This is a genomic window from Citreimonas sp., from assembly GCF_042096055.1.
Lineage (GTDB): Bacteria > Pseudomonadota > Alphaproteobacteria > Rhodobacterales > Rhodobacteraceae > Citreimonas.
This window is the reverse complement of the sequence record NZ_JBELMH010000149.1, coordinates 1-3,660: the sequence shown is the minus strand read 5'-3', so window position 1 is coordinate 3,660 and position 3,660 is coordinate 1. Positions and strand designations below refer to the sequence as shown.

The following is a 3,660-nucleotide window of genomic DNA, read 5'->3' as shown; positions in this document are numbered from 1 at the left end:
GCCCCAAAGCCTGCGTGACGGCAGCTACGGCCTGGGCGCCACCCAGTCCGAGACGATCCGCAAGGTGATCCTGCCCGCCGCGCTGCCGGGCATCGTGGGCGCGATCCTTCTGGCCACCAGCCGCGCCATCGGCGAGACGATGATCGTGGTGCTGGGCGCCGGCGCCGCCGCGCGGCTGTCGCTCAACCCCTTCGACGCGATGACAACCGTGACCGCCAAGATCGTCAGCCAGCTGACCGGCGACGCCGACTTCTCGAGCCCCGAGGCGCTGGTCGCCTTCGCGCTGGGGATGACCCTGTTCGTCATCACGCTGGGCCTGAACATCCTGGCACTGGCCGTGGTGCGCAAATACCGGGAGCAGTACGAATGAAAGATGCCACCACCGACCGCGCCGAGGGCGCGCGCAAGGGCGCCTCGCTGCACCGAACCGACCCGGGCACCCGCCGCCGCAACGCCGCCGAACGACGCTTTCGCCTCTACGGGGCGGCGGCGATCGGCATGGGCCTGCTGTTCCTGTGCATCCTGGCGGTGTCGATCGTGCGCTCGGGCGCGCCGGCCTTCAGCCACGCCGTCGTCGAGGTCGAGTTCACGCTGACCGAGGCGCAGTTCGACGAGGCCGAGAGCCAGCTTCTCAAGACCGCCGTCTACGCGCGTTACTTCAACCAGGCGCTGGCCCGCCAGCTCGACGCGGCCGGGCTCGACGTCGACTTCGACGAGGCGTCGGTGCAGCGCATCATCGGCAAGACCGGGGCGCCGATCCGCCGCCATTTCCGCGCCGATCCCGACCGCGTGGGCCAGCCCGTGACGCTGGAACTGCCGGTCTCCAGCCGCGTCGACGGCTACATCAAGGGCCGCGTCACGCGCGAGAACCTGCTCGATTCGCGCTTCCTGACGCAGGCCGACCTCGACCTCGTGGACGCGATGCGCGACCGCGGCCTGATCGAGACGCAGTTCAACTGGGGGTTCCTGACGGGCATGGATTCCGGCGTCGACAACCCCGGCGGCGCGGGCATCGGCGCCAGCGTGGTGGGGTCGTTCTTCATGATGCTGGTGGTGCTGCTGCTGTCGCTGCCCATCGGCGTCGCGGCGTCGATCTACCTCGAGGAATTCGCGCCCAGCAACTGGTTCACCGACATGATCGAGGTCAACATCTCGAACCTCGCCGCAGTGCCGTCGATCGTCTTCGGCATCCTGGGCCTTGCCGTGTTCATCCAGTTCATGCACCTGCCGCAATCCGCGCCGATCGTGGGCGGGCTGGTGCTGACGCTGATGACGCTGCCGACGATCATCATCTCGACCCGCGCCGCGCTCAAGGCGGTGCCGCCGTCGATCCGGCAGGCTGCACTGGGGGTCGGCGCGTCCAAGATGCAGTCGGTGTTCCACCACGTCCTGCCGCTGGCGATGCCCGGGATCCTGACCGGCACGATCATCGGCCTCGCGCAGGCGCTGGGGGAAACCGCGCCGCTGCTGCTGATCGGCATGGTCGGCTTCGTCGCGCGGCAATACCCCGACGGGCTGGTCGCGGGCTTCACCGACCCGAACTCGGCCATGCCGGCGCAGATCTACACCTGGGCCGCCCGCGCCGATCCGGCCTTCTACGAAAAGGCCTGGGGCGGGATCATCGTCCTGCTGGTGTTCCTGCTGGCCATGAACATCGTCGCCATCATCCTGCGCCGCCGCTTCGAGCGGCGCTGGTAATCGGTTTGGCGGTAACGCCTATGAAAGGTATAGACATGTACGACGCACCGCACTCAGGCAGAACCGTGACACGCAACGACATCAAGATCGCCGCCCGCAACGTCGACGTCTATTATGGCGACAACCACGCCATCAAGGACGTGTCGGTGGACATCGAGGACAAGCAGGTCACCGCCTTCATCGGCCCGTCGGGCTGCGGCAAGTCGACTTTCCTGCGGTGCCTCAACCGGATGAACGACACGATCGAGAATTGCCGCATCGAAGGCACGATCAGCATCGACGGCGAGGACATCTACGACCGCCGCGTCGACCCGGTGCAGCTGCGCGCCAAGGTCGGCATGGTGTTCCAGAAGCCCAACCCGTTTCCGAAGTCGATCTACGACAACGTCGCCTATGGCCCGAAAATCCACGGCATGGCCCGCAACAAGGCCGAGCTGGACGAGATCGTCGAGAAGGCCCTGCGCCGCGGCGCCATCTGGAACGAGGTCAAGGACCGCCTGCAGGCGCCCGGCACCGGCCTCTCGGGCGGCCAGCAGCAGCGCCTGTGCATCGCCCGCGCGGTGGCGACCGAACCCGAGGTGCTACTGATGGACGAGCCGTGCAGCGCCTTGGACCCCATCGCCACCGCTCAGGTCGAGGAGCTGATCGACGAGCTGCGGCAGGATTATTCCGTCGTCATCGTCACGCACTCGATGCAGCAGGCGGCGCGCGTGAGCCAGAAGACGGCCTTCTTCCACCTCGGAAACCTGGTGGAATACGGCGAAACCGGCAAGATCTTCACCAACCCCGAGGACAGCCGGACGGAAAGCTACATCACGGGACGGATCGGCTGATGAACGGATTGAGCGGACATATCTCCTCTGCCTTCGACCGCGACCTCGAGGGCATCCAGGCGCAGATCATGAAGATGGGCGGCCTCGTCGAGGCGTCGATCCGCGACGCCGCGCGCAGCCTCGACACCCGCGACGAGGAACTGGCCGAGCGCGTGCGCGCGGGCGACGGCGCGATCGACCTGCTGGAAGAACAGCTGAACGAGGAAGCTGCCCGCGTCATCGCGATCCGCGCACCCACCGCCACCGACCTGCGGGTCGTGCTGTCGGTGATGCGCATGTCGGCCAACCTCGAACGCATCGGCGATCTGTCGAAGAACATGGCCAAGCGGACCGGCGTGCTGGTGCAGCATCAGCCCATTGGCGGCACCTCGTCCTCGATCAAGCGCATGGCGCGCGAGGTCGAGCGGATGCTGAAGGACGCGCTCGATTCCTACATCCAGCGCGACGAGGCGCTGGCCATCGACGTGATCGAGCGCGACAACGACGTCGACCAGATGTACAACACGCTGTTCCGCGAATTCCTGACCTTCATGCTGGAAGACCCGCGCAACATCACCGCCTGCATGCACCTGCATTTCATCGCCAAGAACATCGAGCGCATGGGCGACCACGTGACCTCGATCGCCGAGCAGGTGGTGTTCCTGACTTCGGGGCGCAAGCCCGACGAGCTGCGGACCAAGTCCGACCGCACCTCGACCGACCCTGCGCTGAGCGCCGCTCTCGGCGACGACGACAAGGCGTGATGCGGTGAGCACTGCGCAACCGACCGTTCTGGTGGTCGAGGACGAGGCCGCGCAACGCGAGATCCTCGGCTACAACCTCGAGGCCGAGGGCTTCCGCGTGCTCTTCGCCGAGGACGGCGACGAGGGCCTGCTGCGCATCGACGAGGAACAGCCCGACGTCATCGTGCTGGACTGGATGCTGCCGCGCGTCTCGGGCATCGAGATCTGCCGCCAGATCAAGACCCGCCCCGAGACGCGCGCCATTCCGGTCATCATGCTGTCGGCCCGGTCCGAAGAGGTCGACCGCGTGCGCGGGCTGGAAACCGGCGCCGACGATTACGTGGTCAAGCCGTACTCGATCCAGGAGCTGCTGGCCCGCGTGCGCGCGCAGCTGCGCCGGGTGCGGC

5 protein-coding genes are annotated in these 3,660 nt (G+C 67.0%); all 5 read left to right on the top strand.

The features are described 5' to 3' along the window. Positions 1 to 370, top strand: a 370-nt coding sequence (locus ACFDTC_RS17775; protein ID WP_375260210.1) for a PstC family ABC transporter permease, incomplete at its 5' end; no start/stop codon positions are given. Further along, on the top strand, positions 367 to 1,698 hold the full coding sequence (gene pstA / locus ACFDTC_RS17770; RefSeq protein WP_375260209.1) for a phosphate ABC transporter permease PstA: 1,332 nt from the start codon (positions 367 to 369) through the stop codon (positions 1,696 to 1,698). The genes ACFDTC_RS17775 and pstA, both read left to right, overlap by 4 nt. Positions 1,699 to 1,733: 35 nt before the next feature. Further along, positions 1,734 to 2,531 carry a phosphate ABC transporter ATP-binding protein PstB gene (gene pstB / locus ACFDTC_RS17765; protein WP_375260208.1) on the top strand — a complete coding sequence of 266 codons (798 nt, stop codon included), beginning with the start codon at positions 1,734 to 1,736 and terminating at the stop codon, positions 2,529 to 2,531. Further along, positions 2,531 to 3,274 carry a phosphate signaling complex protein PhoU gene (gene phoU, locus ACFDTC_RS17760; protein WP_375260207.1) on the top strand — a complete coding sequence of 248 codons (744 nt, stop codon included), beginning with the start codon at positions 2,531 to 2,533 and terminating at the stop codon, positions 3,272 to 3,274. The genes pstB and phoU overlap by 1 nt, the downstream gene beginning before the upstream one ends. Positions 3,275 to 3,278: 4 nt before the next feature. Next, a partial coding sequence (locus ACFDTC_RS17755; RefSeq protein ID WP_375260206.1) for a response regulator occupies positions 3,279 to 3,660 on the top strand: 382 nt, incomplete at its 3' end.

What these genes read in the sequence shown, in the direction of transcription:
- pstA (WP_375260209.1), top strand. Translation starts at nt 367, where the DNA reads ATGAAAGATGCCACCACCGACCGCGCCGAGGGCGCGCGCAAGGGCGCC.
- pstB (WP_375260208.1), top strand. Translation starts at nt 1,734, where the DNA reads ATGTACGACGCACCGCACTCAGGCAGAACCGTGACACGCAACGACATC.
- phoU (WP_375260207.1), top strand. Translation starts at nt 2,531, where the DNA reads ATGAACGGATTGAGCGGACATATCTCCTCTGCCTTCGACCGCGACCTC.